Origin of the sequence: Mycobacterium kansasii ATCC 12478 (genome assembly GCF_000157895.3) — a bacterium.
Classification (GTDB): domain Bacteria; phylum Actinomycetota; class Actinomycetes; order Mycobacteriales; family Mycobacteriaceae; genus Mycobacterium; species Mycobacterium kansasii.
Map to the genome: position 1 here is coordinate 3,529,902 of NC_022663.1, position 17,843 is coordinate 3,547,744.

Below are 17,843 nucleotides of genomic sequence, written 5' to 3' on the forward strand. Positions count from 1 at the left end.
GAGAGGAATCAATCCCACCACGGCGGAATCCATCCCAGATCTTTGGCCGCGGTGCCCAGGGCACCGGTCAGCAGGGACAGGCCGGTCACGCTCGGCTGACCCACAAAGAAGTTCAGACCCGGGGCCACCGACGGAGCGTACGGATACCCAGTGGGTATGTAGGACGGCGGCAACCACCCAAGGCTCACCATGCTGCTCTGGACTCCCTGCACGGCGCCCTTGGCCAGGTAGTAGCTGACGGCGAACGGGTTGGGAACCGACAGGAAAGAGGCCGGGGTGGGAATGTCCGCATAGCTCAGGCCCGGCCCGTAGTCGGAGTAACCCAAATCGACGAGCACCCGCAGGTCCGGCTGGACCAGCTCGGCAAGTGGCGTCCCCACATAGGGAATCGGACGAATAAGGCTGGTCAGCGGCAGCTTCTGAGTGAGGCCCAGGAAGTACTCGGTGTTGCCGCTGTAGCCCGGGGAAGTCGGTAGGTGCACAGCGTTGGCAACCTGGTCCGGCGGCAAGCCGACGTAGTAATGCGTACCGTCGACTATTCCGATCACGGCGTTCAGGTCCGCCAAGAGATTGAGCGGGTATTGCGGGAAGTTGCCGGTGCCGTCGTACTGGTTGGTGTAGATGACAGTCGGGTAGGGCGAATCCGGCGGCGTCGCGCCGTTGAACAGCACATCCAGAACCGGCACGTACAGGCCGGTGAAGCGTTGCAGGACGCCGCCGTTGGGATTGTTCGGGTTACCGGTCAGCACGAAGCCCAGGTCGCTGGGACTCGGCGGGGTGACTTGGGCCATCAAATGGCGTATTTCGATGGTGGCAATCGCGGCGCTCTGCGAGTAGCCGTAAACCACGGCGCTGTTGCCCGCGGTGCTGAGTTGCGTAGTGAGCGCGTTGCTCAAAATGGCCACACCCTCGGCCACGGACCGGCCGAACGTCAGGTTGCCGAGATTCGGGGTCGTGGGCCAGAACTGCTCGGGCGTGTGCAGGGCATTCGATAGGTAACCCGGGAAACGGGGCTGGATGAACAGCGTCTGAGCGCCTGTCACATACATCGCGTCGGGGTCCGGGATGCCGGTGCCGCCCATGATGAAGGCGACCTGCGTGCCGAGGCTGGTTATCGACGGCGGGTTGATGGCACCGGCGCCGCCGTTGGGAAGCAGCGGGGTCAACAGGGTCTGGACTTGCGTGCCGAATGCGCTCAGCGCGTTCGACGCGGTGGCCTCGGCTTGTGCGTACGCGCTCGCCGCCGCGGCCAGTGCCCGGGTGAACTCGGTGTGAAACGCGGCGGCGTGGGTGACGACAGCCTGATACTCCTGACCGAAGGCGCCAAACAGAGTCGCGACAGCCCTCGATACTTCGTCTTCGGCCGCCGCCAGCAATCCGGTCGTGGGGCCGGCCGCGGCCGCGTTCGCCGCGTACAGCGCAGCCGCGATCCCGTCCAGATCAGTGGCGGCCGCCGACACCATTTCTGGCGCAGTGAGCAAATACGACATCGCTAAGTCCTTTGCATACCGGGCGCTTTCCGGTCGATCACGGAAAGGGCCTGCGACTGCGGGTATCAGGTATGAGCTGAGACTAAAGCGGTCCCGCCGGGAAGTCCGGCGATTCCACGTTTCCGGCGGACCCGAACTCCCGAACTCGTGGCGACCGGGTCATGCGCCGTCGTCTCATGGGAAGACGGGCGGCGGAATCAGATGCAGCAGCGACCCGAGGCCCCCGCTCGCCAGCGACAGCAATGTCACCTCGGGCTGGCCGATATAGAAATGCAGGCCCGGATTGATGGACGGAATCCACGGATAGGCCTGGGGGAACCACTCCGGGCCCCAGAATCCGGCTTCCACCCCGATTTCCACCGCGGCGGCGTAGGGCGCCTGCAGGCTGCCCAGGGCCAGGTAGTAGCCGACGGCAAACGGGTTGGGGATCGAGAGCAGCCCGGCCGGGGTGGGAACATTTGCGTAGTTCGGTCCGTAGTCGGCGTAGCCCAGGTCGACGAGTACGCGCAACTGCGGCTGGAAAAGGTCGGCGATCGGTGGTCCGGCGTAGGGAATGTCGCGAATCGGCTGGACCAGCGGTAGATCCTGAGTCAGCAGCATGTAGTACTGGGTGTTGCCGGCGTAGCCCGGAGAGGTCGGCAGGGGTACCGCGTTGGCGATCTCGCTGGCCGAGAGCGTCGGATAGGTGTTGTGGACATAGAAGTAGCCCATGAAGGCGTTGATGTCCGACAGGATGTTGAGCGGATAGCGCGGCGCGTTGGCGATGCCGTCGTACTGGGCGGTGTAGATGGTTGTCGCATAAGGACTGTTCGGCGGCGTCGCGCCGTTGAACGGCACATCAAGGAACGGGATATAGAAGCCGGGGAATCGCGACAGTATTCCGCCGTCGGGGGTGTTGGGATTGCCGATCATGACAAAGGAGATGTCGTTGGCATGGGGTGCGCCCGCGGATATGAGGGCGTTGATCTCGTTGTTGACTATGGTGGCGCTTTGCGAATAGCCGAACGCGACGACCTTGTTTCCCAGTGCAATTTGGGCATTGATGGCATTGTTCAGCGCCGTCACACCCTGGGCGACGGACTGGTTGAACGTCATGTTGCCGAGTTGGGGGGTAACCGGCCAGAACTGCTCGGGGGTGAAGAGCGCCTTCGGGATGGCCCCGGGGAAGAGGTGCTGAATGTATTTGACGTTGATTCGATTGAGGTATTTGGGGTCGGGGTCGGGGTTTCCGGTGCCGCCCATGATCAGCGCGATTTGGGAGGCCGCGGCCGGAACCGCCGTCAGCGCGCTGGGTCCGCCGGTGCCGACCCCCGCGCTGGTCAACAGTGACTGGATCGGTGCGGTGACCGCGGTGCGCGCATTCGACAGCGCCCCGTTCAACGCCCCGTTCAGCAAAGCCGCGTTGGCGGCTTCGGCCTGGGCGTAGGCACCCGCCGCGACGGCCAGTGTCCGGGTGAACTCCTGCTGAAACGCCGCAGCCTGCCTGACGACCGCCTGGTACTCCTGCGCGTAGGCATTGAACAGCGCCGCCGTAGCCGCCGAAACCTCATCACCGGCCGCCGCCAGCAGATTGGACGTCGGTCCGGCGGCCGCCACGCTGGCCGCGCCTATCGCCGCGGCGATGCCGTCAACATCGGCGGCTGCTGACGCCAACAACTCGGGGGCAGCAAACACATACGACATCTCCCCGTCCTTCCCGGCAACGGGCCCCGCCCTGTCCCGCCGCAACTAGCCGCAACCGCGGGTATTGGGTAATTACAGAGGGTAGAGCGGTCACGCCGGGAAGTCTGGCGTTTGCCCGTATCGGCCGGCCGGGACTAGCCGCTTTTCAGATGCTTGTCCAGGAACGCGATCTGGTCGGCGACGGCGCGCTCGAACGCGTCGTCGACGTAGATGGCGAAATGCCCCTCGGGATACAGCTTGACCTCACCGCGGGGAGCTCTTGCGGCGTAACGCAGGGTTGGGCCGGCGGGTGCCACCGAGTCGGTCTGGCAGACGCAGAACAGGATGGGGCAGCGGACCTTCGCGGCCAGCCGGCCCGGGCGGTAGGTGAGGACCCGCATGGCGATCCGGGCGGCGATCTCGTTGCGCAACTCCACACCCTCGGGCACCAGCTTGAGATAGCCCTCGTAGGCGTCCGCGGCGGTCATCACTGCAACCTCGCCGGGCTTGCCGACCGTGGGGACGAGCACCGGGGGCCGTCCGGCCAGGGCGCCGACGACGTCGCGTATCGCCAGTGCGGTGAGGCGTGCGACAGTCCCCGGGTTGATCGCGCGGACGGAGGCGATGCCGTCGGTGAACGGGCACTGTGCGACGGCGGCGGCGATGCCCGGCATCCGGGCGGCCGTCGCAATCACATGACCACCTCCAAAAGATGTGCCCCACAAGGCGATTCGGCTGTGGTCGATACCGTCCAGGGTACGCGCGTAGGTCACCGCGGCCCGCCAGTCCGCCAGTTCCATGCCGATGTCGAGCAGCTGGCGGGGCTGCCCCTCGCTGTCGCCGAAGTTGCGGTAGTCGAACACCAGACAGGCGTATCCGGCCGCACAAAACCGTTGGGCGTAGGCGTCCAATCGCATGGTGCGCACCGCACCGAGACCGTGTGCCATGACCAGCAGGGGAGACGGGCCGCTGCCGGTGGGACGGTAGAGCCACGCGCTGATCCGGTCGGCACCCGAGGTGAAATAGACGTCCTCGCGTTCGGGTTCGCGTTCGGGCACAGCCGCTCCATCGGGATGTTCGGAGCCCGCCGGATGATGGACTACGGTCTGGAAACGCTACAACATCGCAGCTCGACGGAGGACAGCCATGGCGATCCGCGTCGCCCACGCGCCGCACCAACGGTCGTGAGCATGCTGCGCGGCCTGGCGAATGTGGTCGGTTCGCACCACGTCGTCACCGACGCCGACGTGCTCGCCGCGCGCAGCGTGGACCACACCGGCCGCTATCGGGGACGGGCCAGTGCGCTGGTGCGGCCAGGCTCCGCCGAGCAGGTCGCCGAGGTGCTGCGGGTGTGCCGGGACGCCGGGGCCTATGTCACCGTGCAAGGCGGTCGCACCTCCCTGGTGGCCGGCACCGTTCCGCAACACGACGACGTGCTGCTGTCCACCGAAAGACTTTGTGCGGTGGGCGATGTCGACGTCCTCGAACGCCGTGTCGTGGCGGGCGCCGGGGCCACGCTGGCGGCGGTGCAGCGCGCCGCGACGGCGGCGGGCCTGGTGTTCGGCGTCGACCTGTCGGCTCGCGATTCCGCGACCGTCGGCGGGATGGCCGCCACCAACGCCGGTGGCCTGCGTACGGTGCGCTACGGCAACATGAGCGAGCAGCTGGTGGGCCTGGACGTGGCGCTGCCCGACGGCTCGGTGCTGCACCGGCACAGCCGGGTGCGCCGCGACAACACCGGCTACGACCTGCCGGCGCTGTTCGTCGGCGCCGAAGGCACGTTGGGCGTCATCACCCAGCTGGATCTGCGGTTGCATCCGGCTCCATCGCATCGGGTGACGGCGATCTGTGGCTTCTCCGACCTCGACGCGCTGGTCGCCGCCGGACGGGTGTTGCGCGACGCGGACGGAATCGCGGCACTGGAATTGATCGATGGCCGCGCGGCCGCGCTGACTCGCGAGCAGCTGGGGCTGGCCGCTCCCGTCGAGGGAGACTGGCTGCTGCTGGTGGAACTGGCAGCCGACCACGATCAGACCGATCGGCTGGCCGGGCTGCTCGGCGGGATGCGGTTCCGCGGCGAACCGGCAGTCGGCGTGGATAGCGCTGCGCGGCAACGATTGTGGCGTACCCGGGAAGCGTTGGCCGAGGTGCTGGGCGGCTATGGGCCACCGTTGAAGGTCGACGTTTCGCTACCGTTGCCGGCGATCGGCAGATTCGCCCGGGACGCGGCCAGTCTGGTCCACGCCCATGTCGCCGACGCGCTGCCGGTCCTGTTCGGCCACATCGGCGAGGGCAACCTGCACCTCAACGTGCTGCGGTTGCCGCCGGATCGCGAACCTGCGCTGTATCCGGAGCTGATGGGACTGATCGCCGAGTGCGGTGGCAACGTCAGCTCCGAGCACGGCGTCGGCAGCCGCAAGCGCCGGTACCTGGGGATGTCCCGGGAGCCCACCGACATCGCCGTCATGCGAACTATCAAGGCTGCGCTGGACCCGACCGGCTACCTCAATGCGGCGGTGTTGTTCGAATAGAGGCGCGGTTGGCCCTCATTCGGCTCCCTTGATTCCGACGGCATGGCGCAGCTGAGCCAGGAACTGATCGGCGTCGTCACTTCGAACGATGTAGTGCGAGATCGCGACTCGGATTGCCGTCGCTGCCTTCACCGCGGCATTGGGGCCCGGAAGCAGCCGCTGCAAGCCGTCACGCATCTCGGGTATGACACCGGACATCTGCGCGATGACCAACTCCGGTTCGATATCGACCATCCGGACGCCCGAGTAGGAGTACTGGTAGTCGACGATGAAACGCAGCGCGGCATCCAGCCTTTCGACGCCTTTGAGGCCGGCCGTCGCGTCGGCCAGCCCGCTTTCGAAGTTCTGGCGCTCGTAGCGCGAAAATGTGGCGAGCAACTCCTCTTTGGAAGCGAACCAGCGGTAGAGGGTCGGACGCGATACGCCGGCCTGGGCCGCGACCTCCGAGAGGCTGAGCTTGGTCTTGCCGCTGCGGCCGAGTACCTCCGCGGTGGCCGCCAGGATCCGCTGACGCGTCGAATTGTCGGTCTCGGTCGCTGCTGTTGCCCCAAACGCCTGGCTCATGTCTCAAACTTTACAAAGCCTTGGGTAAGTGTCACGGTGATTCACCGCCGCGCCCACGGCAACCGGCCGGAGGCCGGAGCCGGCCCGGCGACAGGACCCTCACGCGCAACCTTTACAAAATAAGCGCAAAGTGTCACGCTGGGCCCTGAGTTGGCGTCGCAAGCAAGAGGTGAACGCGGTTGACGACAGATTCCGAACAGGCCCAATGGTCGGTCGATCGGCTGCTCGAGCTCTTCGAGGTGCGGGCCCAGGGTGCCGATCGGTTCAGGGCCGAAACCGGCATCGCCGGGCAGGACGGCCGGCAGGTGGTGGAGGGCACCCAGGTGCTGGCACAGGCGATCGTCGCGGTGGCCCAGCGGTTCCAGAGCAAGTCGGTGCGTTCGGCGCACGCGGTGTTCTCCCGCGCCGTCGCGGTGGGTCCGCCGGTCGAGTTGCTCCTCGACGTCGTGCACGAGGGCCGGTCCACCGCCACCGCCGTCGTCTCGGCACAGCAGGACGGCCGGCGCTGCATCACCATGACCGTCCTGGCCGACGTCCCCACCGGCGACGTGATCCGCCATCACCTGCCGCGGCCCGGCGTCGCGGCGCCCGCGGACTCCAACGTCTCGCAGGTGCCGATGCTCGGACGCGAGTTGCGACTCGTCGACGTGGTCGACGTCAACAGTCCCGACGAGGTCGGACCACCCGAGTTATACGCGTGGTTGCGCTACGACCCCATTCCGGTCCGTGACGACCTGGCGAAGGCGCTGGTCGCGTACTTCACCGGCCACCTCGGCATTTCGACCACCATGCGGGCGCACCCGGGCATCGGTACCAGCCAGGCGCATCTGAGCGTGTCCACCGCGCCGATGACGATCTCGGTGGCCTTCCACGAACCGGTGCGCTGGGACGGCTGGTTGCTCTACACCCACGAGAGCACGCAGGTCGGCGCCGGGATGTCGTACGTCCGCGGCACCGTGCACACCGAGGAGGGCGGACTCATTGCGTCCTTTGCGCAGGAGGCGATGATCCGGCCGCTGCGCACCACCGACACGGCGATCGACGCCCGGTCCCGGTTCTAGCGGTATGCGCTTCGTCGTCACCCACCCGATGCACAGTCATCCCTACCACCCGGAGCTGTTATCCGGGGCGGGTATCGCGGCGATCGCCGCGGCGGCCGAAGGCGCCGGCTTTCACGGGTTCGGCTTCACCGACCACCCGGCGCCGTCACAGCGCTGGCTTCAGGCGGGCGGCCATGACGCGTTGGATCCGTTTGTCGCCATGGGTTTTGCCGCCGCACGCACGACGACACTGCGCCTGATTCCCAACATCGTGGTGCTGCCGTACCGAAACCCGTTCCTGGTGGCCAAGTCCGGCGCAACGTTGGACCTGCTGTCCGGCGGCCGGTTCACCCTGGCGGTCGGGGTGGGATATCTGAAACGGGAGTTCGCGGCACTGGGTGTCGACTACGACGAGCGTGCCGAGCTGTTCGAGGAGGCGCTGCAGGTCATCCGCGCGGTGTGGACCAGCGATGACATATCTTTTGTGGGAAGGCATTTCACCGCGAGCGGCATCACCGCGCATCCCAGACCGCTCAGTCCACCGCCGATCTGGATCGGCGGTAACACCCGGGCGGCCCGTCGTCGCGTCGCCCACTACGGTGACGGCTGGTGCCCGTTCCCCGCCCCTGCGCGGCTGGCCCGGACCGCGGGTACCGCGGCCATCGACTCGGTGGACCGGCTTGCCGACGGCATCGACGACTTACGGCGCAAGTGCGACGCGGCCGGCCGGGACTGGTCGGCAATTGATATCACGTTCACCAACGCCGACGGGGGGAGCCCGGCGAGCGACGGCTTCAACGCCGACGCCTACTTGTCCGGGCTGGAAAAGCTTGCAGCCCTGGGTGTTACCTGGGTGCAGGTGGGACTGCCCGGCGACAGCCTTGCTCATGTGCTGGAGAGCATCGAGCGGTTTTGGACTCTGGTGATCGATGCCGCTTGACCCCTCGTCGCGGATCACAGCACCTTTGTCGCCCCGAGAACGCGGCCCGGCAGCTCCGCGATGACATCGATACGGGTGTCGTCGAAGCTGAGGAATCCCTTGATCGGCAGGCTTTCCGGAAACGGATCGGTATAACTCCACGCGGCGTCTTCAACGAAGACGTCGTCCAGGACGGCGGACCAGTATGTCGCGGCGCCCTTGTAGTTGCAGTAGCTCGACGTGTCCGACTTCCGCAGTAGATCGGTGCGCACCTGCGAAGGCTCAACGTACAGCCGCGGTTCCAGCGACGTCTCGAAAACGATCACCGTATCGTGGGTGTCCACCAGCGCCGTCCCGGCGAGGGAGACGTTGAGGTGACGGGTGGTCGGGCGGCAATCGACCCGGTGGTACGGATTCGGGGGATAGTGGACGAGTTTGCGGCCCTCCTCCACCCAGGTGTCGACGGCGTCCCACGGCACGTGAACATAACCGGGCGCTTCGGATTCATGCTCGGTCGGTAGGTCGCCGACCTCGTCGTCCGGGAAAACGTAGCTGAGCGGCTGATCGCGCCGGTGGACCAGTAGCGCCCGCTCGGTGTCGATGACCAGCCGCCCATTCCGGAAGGCCTGAATCCGGCGCGGATGCGGTTCGATGTAGACGACGTTTGCGGGTATCGGCGGACAGAAGATTCCGGCCGGGTTCCGGCTGAGGGGACCACGTCCGGCCACCAGACTCATGAGGCTTCTCCCAACTGGGGCACCAGCGCCGCGGCCATGGTGACCGCGTCGCCGCGAGCCGCGTCTGCTCAGTGCGGGGTTGCGGGCGCGCTGCTGGCGGACCCCGAAACCCGGCGACGTCGTGCTTTCAAGTAAGCGTAAGTCGCGGCCCGCCGCTATCCGTCACGGATTGCCGTTACCCGAAATGTGAGTGTGCTATGACCGTATGCACCAGCCGGCTTCTCGTTTCGATGTAGTTGCGCGTGCGCGATGCGGAGGTGACGTTTCGTCGGACTTCGTATGTCCCAACCGCACCCGGCGGGTGCTGCCTTCGAAGGGTCGTTGCCGGGCTTCGGTCCCGAAGAGCCTCGGGCATACAAGCTGGGGTAGGAATGAGCCATGGCGGGACCCGTAGCAGGCATCACGGTCGTCGAGCTTGGGGTCTGGGTCGCTGGACCGGCCACGGCCGCCATCCTGGCCGACTGGGGTGCCGACGTCATCAAGATCGAACCGCCGACCGGCGATCCGGGCCGGATGTTCGGGCGGATGCTGGGATGCGATCTCGGGGTCAACCCGCCTTTCGAAATGGACAACCGTTCCAAGCGCAGCATCGTGCTGGACCTCACCACCGCTGCCGGTCGCCGCACTGCCTTCGAATTACTCACCGATGCAGACGTTTTCGTGACGAACGTGCGCCCCGGCGCGCTGCAACGGCTGGGGCTCGACTTCGAGTCGGTGTCCGGCCACAACCCCCGTGTGGTCTACGGGCTGATCACCGGATACGGCGAAAGCGGGCCGGACGCCGACCGCGCCGCCTACGACGTGGCGGCGTTCTGGGCGCGCGCCGGTGTGGCCGATCTGCTCACCCCGCCGGGCGGCACCCCGCCGTTCCAGCGCGGCGGCATGGGTGATCACTCGGCGGGCATGACCCTGGCGGCCGCTGTCTGCGCCGCACTGCTCGCCCGTGAGCGCACCGGAACCGGCCAACTGGTGACCACCTCGCTGTACCGCCAGGGCGCCTACACGGTCAGCTTCGACCTGAACACGTATCTGCTCACCGGCCAGCCGATCGCCGTCGGACAACGCGAGTCGATGGGTAACCCGTGCATGAACAACTACACCGCCGGCGACGGGAGGCGGTTCTGGATCGTCGGGCTTCAGGCGGATCGGCACTGGCCGGCGTTGTGTCGCGTTGTCGGGCGGCCGGAATGGCTGGCCGATCCGCGGTATGGCGATGCCCGCGCCCGCGCGGTCAACGCCGTGCCGCTCATCGCCGCGCTGGACGAGATCTTCGCGACGAAGCCGCTTGCCGAATGGTCGGAAGCCTTCGCCGCCGAACCGGATTTCTTCTGGTCTCCGGTCAACACGCTCGAGGACGTCGTCGCCGACGAGCAATTCCACGCCGCGGGCGGCATCGTCGAGGTGCCGGACGGGGAATCGAGCGTGCCGATGGTGGCCACGCCGGCGGACTTCCACGGCACGCCATGGGCGCCCCGCTGGACGGCTCCTGCGCTGGGCCAGCACACCGAGGAAGTTCTGGCCGAACTTGCGGCCCGCCGCGGGTCGTGACGGCCCGGGAAGCTTTACAAGTTTGCGCAAAAGTGTCACGCTGTCGGGTGAGCCGTTGTCACCCGATTCGCCGAAACCGGACCGGTCCCGATGGGCTATCCGGTGCGGCGGACACCCCTGACGGCCGCGGCAAGCCACCGGTCAGCATGTGGTCCACGCACGAGGAATGAACCGATGATCACTCCCAGTTTCGGCATCAGCGATTACCTGGCGACCGATGAGCGCCGAGGGCCGCGGACCGGCACGGAATGTCTGCGTTACCGGCTCGAGGTGGTGGCCACCAGTGCCATCGACGTGGTGCACGCCGCCGGGGGCTGGTTGTACGACCGGGTGACGGCCGGTTGGGAGGTGACGGTATTGCTGCCGCGCGGCGACGGCACCCGGCCGTTGCAGATCCTCGGTGCCCGGGCCGCGGACCTGGAGACCGGATTGACCGAGTCCCGCCCATGGGGAACACGGGGTCAGAGCCTGGCCGTCAGCGCAGGTGCGTTCGCGGCAGACGATCGCGTGCGGGACCTGGTGCTCGAGGCGCTCGAGCACCGGTCGGGCGAGGTGGCGCTGTGGGGTGACGAGTGGCCGTGGGGGCTGAATCGCACGATCAGTCCGGTGCAGCATGTGCTCAGCTCGGCCGCCCGGGCGTTCAAGTGTCAGGCGCTGAAGGCAGCCGGAATACCCTGTGGCTCGGTCGAGTCGGTCGAGACGCTGTTCAGCGACACGCAGTGGTGGGGCTAGTGCCGGTGTGAGCCTACCGAGTCAGAACGTGATGAGCTGGCGGATCGCCGTGCCGTCGGCCAGACGGTCCATCGCCGCGTTGATGTCGTCCAGCCGAATCGTCGACGACACCAGCGATTCCACCGGCAGCCGGCCGGACCGCCACAGCGACACGAACCGGGGAATGTCGCGGCTGGGGACCGCCGAACCGAGGTAACTGCCGATCAGCGACCGGCCTTCGGCGACAAAACCCAACGGCGAGATGCTGATCCGCGCGTCCGGGGGCGGCAGCCCGACGGTAACGGTTCGGCCGCCCGGGGCGGTCAGTGCGATCGCGGTCTCAAGCGCGCCAGGGTGACCGACGGCCTCGACGACCACGTCCGCTTTCACTCCGGCATCGGTGGCCCGCTGCGGCGTGTATGCGTCATGGACGCCGAGTTTCTTTGCAGCGGAGAGCTTTTCAGACATCTGATCGACACCGATGACGCGGACGTCGGGATAGGTGAGGGCGGTGAGCACCGCCGCCATCCCGACGCCCCCGAGTCCGACGACGGCGACCGACTGTCCCGGTCGCGGGTTACCCACGTTGAGTACGGCGCCCCCGCCGGTCAGCACCGCGCATCCGAGCAGGGCCGCCACGTGCGGCGGAACATCGTCGGGTACCGGGATGGCGCTGGCCCGGTTGACCACGGCGTGGGTGGCAAATCCCGAGACCCCGAGGTGGTGGTAAACCGGATGACCTTGCCGGCTGAGTCTGATGGCGCCGCCCAGTAATGTTCCGGCCGCGTTGGCCGCGCCGGCCGGCTGACACGGCGTCATGCCCTCGGTCGCGCATGCCGCACAGTGTTCGCACCGCGGTAGGAAAACCAGCACGACTCGCTGGCCGACGGCTACGTCGTCAACCCGGTCGCCGGCCTGTTCGACGATCCCCGCGGCCTCATGGCCGAGCAACATCGGCACCGGCCGCACCCGGTTGCCGTTGACCACCGACAGATCGGAGTGGCATACGCCGGCCGCCTCGATGCGGACCAGCACTTCGTCGCTGCCGGGCGCTTCCAGATCGAGGTCGGCGACGCCGATCGGCCGTGATTCGACGTACGGGCGAGGTGATCCGATCCGCTCGAGCACCGCGCCGCGGATGTGAAACATGTTGGAATACAACCATGGCTTCGACATCGAAAGTCCCATCGGTCCCGTCGGTCCCGTCGGTGCCCGAAACGCCTGCACCGCAGAACCTCACCAGCGGCGACTTCCCGGTGCTGTGGCCGGTGCTCACCCGCTGGGCCGACAACGACATGTTCGGCCACCTCAACAACGCCGTCTACTACCAACTCTTCGACACCGCGATCAACGCCTGGATCAACACGGGTACCAACCTCGACCCCCTCACCACGCCGTCGCTGGGCATCGTCGCCGAATCGGGCTGTCGTTACTTCTCCGAACTGCATTTCCCCCAACAGCTGGTCGTGGGCCTGGCGGTCACCCGCCTGGGCCGCAGCAGCGTCACCTACCGACTCGGCGTATTCACGGCCGGCACCGACCGGGCGCAGCCGATCACCGCGCTGGGCCACTGGGTCCACGTCTACGTCGACCGGACCAGCCGCAAACCCGTCCCGATCCCGGAGGCCATCCGCTCATTGCTGGCCACAGCTTGTGTGAAGCTTGCGTGAGGCCCGCGCGTGAAGCCGCGTGAAAGCAGCGTGAAAGCCGCGTGAAATGGGCCGGGCCACACCCGAAATCAGGCCCGAACCGGCACGGTCAGCGCCCGCCGGCTACCCGGGTATGCTTCGCCAATGCCACTCTTGAGCAAGACCGTCGAGGTCAGCGCGGACGCCGTAGCGATCATGGGCATCGTCGCCGATATCGAGCGGTACCCGGAATGGAACGAAGGGATCAAGGGCGCCTGGGTGCTGCACCGCTACGATGACGGGCGTCCCAGCCAGGTGCGGCTCGACACCGCGATCCAAGGCTTCGAGGGCATCTATATCCACGCCGTGTATTACCCCGGCGAGAATCAGATTCAAACGGTCATGCAGCAGGGCGACTTATTTCTCAAGCAGGAACAGTTGTTCAGCGTGGTGGAGACCGGCGCCAACAGCTTGCTGACCGTGGACATCGACGTCGAGCCCAGCCTGCCGGTGCCCGCGCCCATGGTGAAGATGCTGCTCAACAACGTCCTCGAGCAGCTCGCCGAGAACCTCAAACAGCGGGCCGAACACCTGGCCACCGGCTAGGGAGACGGGGCAACCCGGTCGGCTTGGCCGAAGATTCCGTTGCGGTCCAGCGTTTCGGTCAGCCGGCGCGCTGCGTCGGTGAATTGCCAGACAGTGTGCTCGGCGACCGCGGCCGCATCCCGGCGACGCAGCGCCGCGATCAGTCGGCGGTGATTTTCCACGGCGGCCGCGCCCCAGCGCGGATCGGCGGCAAACACCTGCGCCGGCATGTACCGGGCGGCATTCAATAAGAACCAGGCCAGTTTGATTCGGTGGCTGGCCTGGTTGAAGACGCGATGGAATGAGAACTCCAGCGTCGCTATGGTCTCGGCGTCAGCGGACCCGACGGCGGCGGCCAGCGCATCGTTGATGCGGCTGAGCTCCTCGATCTCGACGTCGGTGATCCGGGCGGTGGCCGCGGCGGCAAGCTCCCTGGCGATGGTGGCCTGCAGCCAGAAGATGTCGTCGATGTCCTGCCTGGTCAGCGGCAATACGACGTGACCACGGTGCGGTTCGAGCTGCACCATGCCCTCACCGCGCAGCTTCAGCAGGGCCTCGCGGACCGGCGTGATGCTGACCCCGAGTTCGGCCGCGGTCTCGTCGAGGCGGATGAACGTGCCCGGACGCAGGGTCCCCGACATGATCGCCGCCCGCAGGTGGCCGGCCACCTCGTCGGACAACTGCGCCCGGCGCAGCGGCCGCCGGCTTCGCGGCCGGGCGGATAGCGGAGCGTTCATGCGGCCTGCCAGGACTTTCGGGGGCTTGGCGGGACTTTGCAGGTCTTGTTTTAAGGCCACTGAGCCCGTTAATGTGACCCAGATAACACCATGTTTTATCAAATATCAGCGTGACGCAAGCGGTGCAGAAGTGAAGGGATCGCACAGTTGACCGCGCAACTGGCCAGTCATCTGAGCCAGGCCACACATGGCCTGGAACAGCCTTACCTGGCCCGGCGGCAAAACTGGGTCAACCAGCTGCAGCGGCACGCGCTGATGCAGCCCGGGGCGACCGCGCTTCGCTTTACGGGTCATACCCTGACGTGGTCTGACCTGAGCCATCGGGTCTCCGCGCTGGCCGGCGCATTGAGCCGTCGAGGGGTCGGCTTCGGCGACCGGGTGATGATCCTGATGCTCAACCGCACCGAGTTCATCGAGTCGGTGTTCGCGGCCAACATGCTCGGGGCGATCGCGGTGCCACTGAATTTCCGGCTCACCCCGACGGAGATCGCCTTCCTGGTGGAGGATTGCGCCCCGCGGGTGCTCGTCACCGAGGCGGTGCTGGCACCGGTAGCCACCGGAGTCCGCGCCATCCACCCGCTGGTGGACACGATCGTGGTGGCCGGCGGCGCATCCGACGACACCGTGCTGGGCTATGACAACCTGCTCAGCGAACCGGGAGACCCGCCGGCGCCCGTCGACATCCCCAACGACTCGCCGGCCCTGATCATGTACACCTCCGGGACCACCGGCCGGCCGAAGGGCGCGGTGCTCACGCACACCAACCTCACCGGGCAGGCCATCACCGCGCTGTACACCAGCGGCGCCAACGTCAACAGTGACGTCGGTTTCATCGGCGTCCCGCTGTTCCACATCGCCGGCATCGGCAACATGCTGACCGGGATGATGCTCGGCGTCCCCACCGTGCTCTACCCACTGGGCGCGTTCGATCCCGGTCAACTGCTCGACGTGCTGGAGGCCGAGCGGGTCACCGGCATCTTTCTGGTGCCCGCGCAGTGGCAGGCGGTGTGCGCCGAGCAGCAGGCGCGGCCGCGCAACCTGAAATTGCGGGTGATGTCATGGGGGGCTGCACCGGCGCCGGATGCGTTGCTGCGGCAGATGTCGGAGGTCTTTCCCGGAACCCAGATTCTGGCCGCGTTCGGCCAGACCGAGATGTCGCCGGTCACCTGCATGCTGCTCGGCGAGGACGCGATCCGCAAACGCGGCTCGGTCGGCAAGGTGATCCCCACGGTCGCCGCCCGCGTGGTCGACGACCAGATGAACGACGTGCCCGTCGGTGAGGTAGGTGAAATCGTTTACCGGGCACCAACATTGATGAGCGGCTATTGGAACAACCCGGAGGCCACCGCGGAAGCGTTCGCCGGCGGCTGGTTTCATTCCGGGGATCTCGTTCGGATGGACGAGGACGGCTACGTCTGGGTGGTCGACCGCAAGAAGGACATGATCATCTCCGGCGGCGAGAACATCTACTGCGCCGAGGTGGAAAACGTTCTGGCCGGGCATCCCGGCATCGTCGAAGTCGCGGTCATCGGCCGGCCCGACGAAAAGTGGGGCGAGGTGCCGGTTGCGATCGCGGCTGTAACGGACGCTCCCCTCGGGATCGAAGACCTAACTGAGTACCTGACCGAACGGCTCGCGCGCTACAAACACCCGAAGGCGCTCGAGATCGTCGAGGCACTGCCCCGCAACCCCGCCGGGAAGGTGCTCAAAACCGAATTGAGATTGCGTTACGGAGCTCGGAAAAGCTTCGGAAACCGTTCTGCGCCAACGTATTCGACGACAAGAGAGGACGACTGACAGGACCTTTGCGGGTTGCCCGCTGTTGACGAAGGGTTAATTGTGAGGATGCGGTTCACACGCCGACGGCCATCAGGTACATTCCTGTGGTCTCCGTTACTACCTGCAGGTAGGGAGCCGACGGTCACACACCTAGGGATGGGGCAAGGAGGAAGGCGTGCGACATGATCGGCCGTTACGCCGCAACCCGAGCGGTCCCACGGTGAGGAGGCGACAGTGACGACGACCTCGACGCGTCCGCACCTGATGGGCTATCTGCGGGACCAGTTGGAAACGCCTCTCACGCTTGTCGGCGGATTCTTCCGGATGTGTGTGTTGACCGGAAAGGCGCTGTTTCGCCGGCCATTCCAATGGCGCGAGTTCATCCTGCAGTGCTGGTTCATCATGCGGGTCGCGCTGCTGCCGGCCATCTTGGTCTCGGTACCGTTCACCGTCCTGCTGATCTTCACGCTCAACGTGCTGCTGGCCCAGTTCGGTGCCGCGGACCTCTCCGGTGCCGGCGCGGCGATCGGGGCCGTCACCCAGCTCGGCCCGCAGGTCACGGTGCTGGTGGTGGCCGGCGCCGGGTCGACAGCCATCTGCGCCGATCTGGGTGCCCGCACCATCCGTGAAGAGATCGACGCGATGGAGGTGCTGGGCATCGACCCCATCCACCGGCTCGTCGTTCCCCGCGTCATTGCCGCGACCCTCATCGCCACGTTGCTCAACGCCCTGGTGATCACCGTCGGCCTGGTGGGCGGTTATCTCTTCGGTGTGTATCTGCAGAACGTGTCGGGCGGGGCTTACCTGGCCACGCTCACCACCATTACCGGCCTGCCCGAGGTCGTCATCGCAATGGTCAAGGCGGCGACGTTCGGGCTCATCGCCGGGCTGGTCGGCTGCTATCGCGGGCTGACCGTTCGGGGTGGCTCCAAGGGTTTGGGTACCGCTGTCAACGAGACCGTCGTGCTGTGCGTGGTCGCCCTTTTCGCGGTCAACGTGGTGCTGACCACGGTCGGCGTCCGGTTCGGGACGGGGCACTGACATGGCGACTTCTGCGGTATTACGGGCCCGATTCCCCAGGGCCGCCGCCAATGTGAACCGGTATGGCGGGGCCGCGGTCCGCGGACTGGACACGACCGGCCGGCTGGCCTGGTTCACGCTGGTGAGTCTCGGGAACGTCCCGTTTGCGCTGAGCCGCTACCGCAAGGAAACCCTGCGGTTGATCGCTCAGATCGGAATGGGCACCGGTGCGATGGCCGTCGTCGGCGGCACCGCCGCCATCGTCGGTTTCGTGACGTTGTCCGGCAGTTCGCTGGTCGCCATCCAGGGCTTCGCGTCGCTGGGGAACATCGGTGTGGAGGCGTTCACCGGCTTTTTCGCCGCGCTGATCAACGTCCGCATCGCCGCGCCGGTGGTCACCGGCGTGGCCATGGCGGCAACGGTCGGTGCCGGTGCCACCGCCGAGCTGGGCGCGATGCGGATCAGCGAAGAGATCGACGCCCTGGAAGTGATGGGCATCAAGTCGGTCTGCTTCCTGGCGACCACGCGGATCCTGGCCGGGCTGACGGTGATCATCCCGCTTTATGCGATGGCGATGATCATGGCGTTCCTGTCCCCGCAGATCACCACGACGGTGCTCTACGGCCAGTCGACCGGCACATACGAGCACTACTTCCGGACGTTCCTGCGCCCCGACGACGTCTTCTGGTCGTTTCTGGAGGCGATCATCATCACCGCGGTGGTGATGGTCAGTCACTGCTACTACGGGTACAGCGCAGGCGGCGGCCCCGTCGGTGTCGGCGAGGCCGTCGGCCGATCGATGCGTTTCTCGCTGGTTTCGATTCCCGTGGTCGTCTTGTCCGCCGCGTTGGCGCTCTACGGCGTCGACCCGAACTTCGCACTGACGGTGTAA

At 66.6% G+C, this 17,843-nt stretch carries 17 protein-coding genes; 10 read left to right on the forward strand and 7 right to left on the reverse strand.

Going from position 1 to position 17,843, the window contains the following annotated elements:
• Positions 1–8 precede the first annotated feature (8 nt).
• The 3 genes from MKAN_RS15405 to MKAN_RS15415 all read right to left on the reverse strand — a co-directional run bounded on the left by MKAN_RS15405 (position 9) and on the right by MKAN_RS15415 (position 4,210).
• On the reverse strand, positions 9–1,490 hold the full coding sequence (locus MKAN_RS15405) for a PE family protein (protein ID WP_023369549.1): 1,482 nt from the start codon (positions 1,488–1,490) through the stop codon (positions 9–11).
• A 174-nt stretch (positions 1,491–1,664) separates the two neighbouring features.
• Entirely contained in the window at positions 1,665–3,173 is a 1,509-nt protein-coding gene (locus MKAN_RS15410; RefSeq protein WP_023369551.1) for a PE family protein, read from the reverse strand.
• Positions 3,174–3,307: 134 nt separating this feature from the next.
• The gene (locus MKAN_RS15415) at positions 3,308–4,210 is read right to left on the reverse strand and encodes an alpha/beta hydrolase (protein ID WP_023369553.1); all 903 of its coding nucleotides are present in this window, start codon (positions 4,208–4,210) and stop codon (positions 3,308–3,310) included.
• 132 nt (positions 4,211–4,342) lie between these two features.
• On the opposite strand from MKAN_RS15415, the gene MKAN_RS15420 reads away from it, so the two are divergent.
• Entirely contained in the window at positions 4,343–5,683 is a 1,341-nt protein-coding gene (locus MKAN_RS15420) for an FAD-binding oxidoreductase (protein WP_036395066.1), read from the forward strand.
• Between the two features lie 15 nt (positions 5,684–5,698).
• Here MKAN_RS15420 and MKAN_RS15425 read toward each other — a convergent pair whose 3' ends face one another.
• Complete coding sequence (locus tag MKAN_RS15425) at positions 5,699–6,247, reverse strand: TetR/AcrR family transcriptional regulator (protein ID WP_023369557.1); 549 nt, start codon at positions 6,245–6,247, stop codon at positions 5,699–5,701.
• A gap of 179 nt (positions 6,248–6,426) precedes the next feature.
• On the opposite strand from MKAN_RS15425, the gene MKAN_RS15430 reads away from it, so the two are divergent.
• Positions 6,427–7,308 carry an acyl-CoA thioesterase gene (locus MKAN_RS15430; protein WP_023369558.1) on the forward strand — a complete coding sequence of 294 codons (882 nt, stop codon included), beginning with the start codon at positions 6,427–6,429 and terminating at the stop codon, positions 7,306–7,308.
• A gap of 4 nt (positions 7,309–7,312) precedes the next feature.
• Positions 7,313–8,227, forward strand: a complete 915-nt coding sequence (locus MKAN_RS15435) for an LLM class F420-dependent oxidoreductase (protein WP_023369561.1) — start codon at positions 7,313–7,315, stop codon at positions 8,225–8,227.
• A gap of 14 nt (positions 8,228–8,241) precedes the next feature.
• Here MKAN_RS15435 and MKAN_RS15440 read toward each other — a convergent pair whose 3' ends face one another.
• A complete protein-coding gene (locus MKAN_RS15440) occupies positions 8,242–8,943 on the reverse strand; it encodes a DUF427 domain-containing protein (protein WP_023369562.1) in 702 nt (233 codons plus the stop codon).
• Positions 8,944–9,321: 378 nt separating this feature from the next.
• Here MKAN_RS15440 and MKAN_RS15445 point away from each other — a divergent pair, with 378 nt between their 5' ends.
• Positions 9,322–10,491, forward strand: coding sequence for a CaiB/BaiF CoA transferase family protein (locus tag MKAN_RS15445; RefSeq protein ID WP_023369564.1), 1,170 nt, complete (start codon positions 9,322–9,324; stop codon positions 10,489–10,491).
• Between the two features lie 174 nt (positions 10,492–10,665).
• On the forward strand, positions 10,666–11,223 hold the full coding sequence (locus tag MKAN_RS15450) for a hypothetical protein (protein ID WP_023369566.1): 558 nt from the start codon (positions 10,666–10,668) through the stop codon (positions 11,221–11,223).
• Between the two features lie 21 nt (positions 11,224–11,244).
• On the opposite strand, the gene MKAN_RS15455 is transcribed toward MKAN_RS15450, so the two are convergent.
• Positions 11,245–12,351: an alcohol dehydrogenase catalytic domain-containing protein gene (locus MKAN_RS15455; protein ID WP_023369569.1), complete on the reverse strand. Its 1,107-nt coding sequence runs from the start codon at positions 12,349–12,351 to the stop codon at positions 11,245–11,247.
• Between the two features lie 14 nt (positions 12,352–12,365).
• Here MKAN_RS15455 and MKAN_RS15460 point away from each other — a divergent pair, with 14 nt between their 5' ends.
• Both MKAN_RS15460 and MKAN_RS15465 read left to right on the forward strand, forming a co-directional pair.
• The gene (locus MKAN_RS15460; protein ID WP_023369571.1) at positions 12,366–12,872 is read left to right on the forward strand and encodes an acyl-CoA thioesterase; all 507 of its coding nucleotides are present in this window, start codon (positions 12,366–12,368) and stop codon (positions 12,870–12,872) included.
• Between the two features lie 123 nt (positions 12,873–12,995).
• Complete coding sequence (locus MKAN_RS15465; RefSeq protein ID WP_023369573.1) at positions 12,996–13,436, forward strand: SRPBCC family protein; 441 nt, start codon at positions 12,996–12,998, stop codon at positions 13,434–13,436.
• On the opposite strand, the gene MKAN_RS15470 is transcribed toward MKAN_RS15465, so the two are convergent.
• Entirely contained in the window at positions 13,433–14,152 is a 720-nt protein-coding gene (locus MKAN_RS15470) for a GntR family transcriptional regulator (RefSeq protein ID WP_023369575.1), read from the reverse strand. The two genes, MKAN_RS15465 and MKAN_RS15470, sit on opposite strands and share 4 nt — an antisense overlap.
• Before the next feature lie 147 nt (positions 14,153–14,299).
• Here MKAN_RS15470 and fadD5 point away from each other — a divergent pair, with 147 nt between their 5' ends.
• The 3 genes from fadD5 (at position 14,300) to MKAN_RS15485 (ending at position 17,843) form a co-directional block, all read left to right on the forward strand.
• Positions 14,300–15,949, forward strand: a complete 1,650-nt coding sequence (fadD5, locus tag MKAN_RS15475) for a fatty-acid--CoA ligase FadD5 (RefSeq protein ID WP_023369577.1) — start codon at positions 14,300–14,302, stop codon at positions 15,947–15,949.
• Positions 15,950–16,195: 246 nt separating this feature from the next.
• The gene (locus tag MKAN_RS15480) at positions 16,196–16,972 is read left to right on the forward strand and encodes an MlaE family ABC transporter permease (protein ID WP_036395893.1); all 777 of its coding nucleotides are present in this window, start codon (positions 16,196–16,198) and stop codon (positions 16,970–16,972) included.
• Position 16,973: 1 nt separating this feature from the next.
• Positions 16,974–17,843, forward strand: a complete 870-nt coding sequence (locus tag MKAN_RS15485) for an MlaE family ABC transporter permease (RefSeq protein ID WP_023369581.1) — start codon at positions 16,974–16,976, stop codon at positions 17,841–17,843.